Genomic DNA, 1,617 nt, shown 5'->3' with positions numbered 1-1,617 from the left:
ACTAATAACTTATATGCGGTCATGCTTCGCCCTCTTCCAAAACCAGATGCACCCGATCGAACAAACCGGGCTTTCACAAATAAATTCAACTACTACTGAGTGAAAGTAAAACGACCGTCCACTTTTTCTCCCTTAATATCCGCATTCACCTTCACAGGATACTGACCCGCACCTTTGACTGGAAACACAGCAGTATAATGTTTGTCTGCCGGATCGTATTTAAAGGCTAGCGTTTGTTGCTTTCCATTCGGCAACTGCACTTGTGCTGACACTTTCGCATCAGGAACTGTTTCCTTTTTATCGCCTTTTTGCAGGTACAAATCTAAGTGAGTCCCAGTAGCTTGTTTTTCAGGTACAAACTCTAAATGATAAGCTCCAGCATTGACAACTTGACCGCCTTTAGCTCCTTTTGCACCAGCAGGAGCAGCGGCGGGAGCGGAAGACGCAGGTTTTGAAGCAGCAGGAGGGGGTGTGGGAGTGATTTTTGTATCGCTTGCTTCGTCGCCTTTACCGCAAGCTCCCAAAAACAGCAGTCCGATACTGCTGAGAATAATTAAACTTGTTTTGATCGTTTTCATGTGCTTGACTCTTTGCGGACAATTATTCGTAAATTATGGCATTTTAAAACAGGGCGTCAATCGATTTTAGATTTTAGATTTTAGATTTTAGATTTTAGAGGCGACCCCACGGATAAATTCGGGGGAAGAGAGGATTTTCGATTTTTGATTTGGGATTGATTCCACGGATAAATCCGGGGGCTTGTACCATGAAGAAATTCTTGGTCAAAGAAAATTATCAACAATTATTCAGCAATAGCCAGAATCGTTGCTAAAAATCACTTAAACCAGTTTTTTCATCTTCAGCAACAGGCTCAGGTTCTTGAGGTCGTAAAAATCTCCCAAATTGAGCATACAAGGCTGGCAAAACTAACAGAGTTAACGCCGTAGAAGTAAACAATCCTCCTAAAACTACGATCGACAAAGGTTGTAATATTTCTTTTCCTGGCCCGCCTTCTAAGACTAACGGTGCCAAACCCAATGCTGAAGTTAAAGCGGTCATCAAAATGGCGTTGAGGCGTTCCATCGATCCTTTAACAACGGCTTCTTGAAAGGGCATTCCTTCAGCAAATTTAGAGTTATAGTTTTCTACTAACAGCAAGCCGTTGCGGGTAGCTACGCCGAATAATGTGACAAAGCCAACCAGGGAAGCGACGGAAATTATACCGCCAGTCAAAGCTACAGCAATTACTCCTCCAACTAAGCCGATCGGCAAATTGATCGTAATCATCGCAGTTGAAGCGATCGACTTGACGGACAAGTACATCAATACTGTAATGACAACAAAGGCGATCGCGCTAAACACCATAATATTCTGCGAAGCCCTTTGTTCCGCCTCAAATTGACCGCCGTACTGGATAAAATAACCAAACGGTAACTGCACCTCCCGTTTGACTTTAGCTTGAATTTCATTCACAACCGATCGCAAATCCCTACCTTTCGCATTCGCCGCCACCACAATCAACCGAGAAACATTCTCGCGGTTAATCGTATTTGGGCCCGTACCGTATGTAACAGTCGCCACTTGCGCGAGGGGAATTTTACCCCCCCTTTCATCCCC

The 1,617-nt window shown here is 44.1% G+C and carries 2 protein-coding genes; both read right to left on the bottom strand.

Features of this window, described 5'->3' with window-relative positions; translation table 11 throughout:
* Nucleotides 1-92: 92 nt before the first annotated feature.
* Nucleotides 93-578, bottom strand: coding sequence for a hypothetical protein (locus QT974_RS34185; protein ID WP_333472792.1), 486 nt, complete (start codon nucleotides 576-578; stop codon nucleotides 93-95).
* Nucleotides 579-828: 250 nt separating this feature from the next.
* The coding region (locus QT974_RS34180; RefSeq protein ID WP_333472791.1) for an efflux RND transporter permease subunit at nucleotides 829-1,617 on the bottom strand (789 nt) is incomplete at its 5' end.

It is taken from the genome of Microcoleus sp. BM001215392, assembly GCF_036700185.1.
Classification (GTDB): Bacteria; Cyanobacteriota; Cyanobacteriia; order Cyanobacteriales; family Microcoleaceae; genus Microcoleus.
This window is presented reverse-complemented; position numbering and strand designations above follow the sequence as displayed.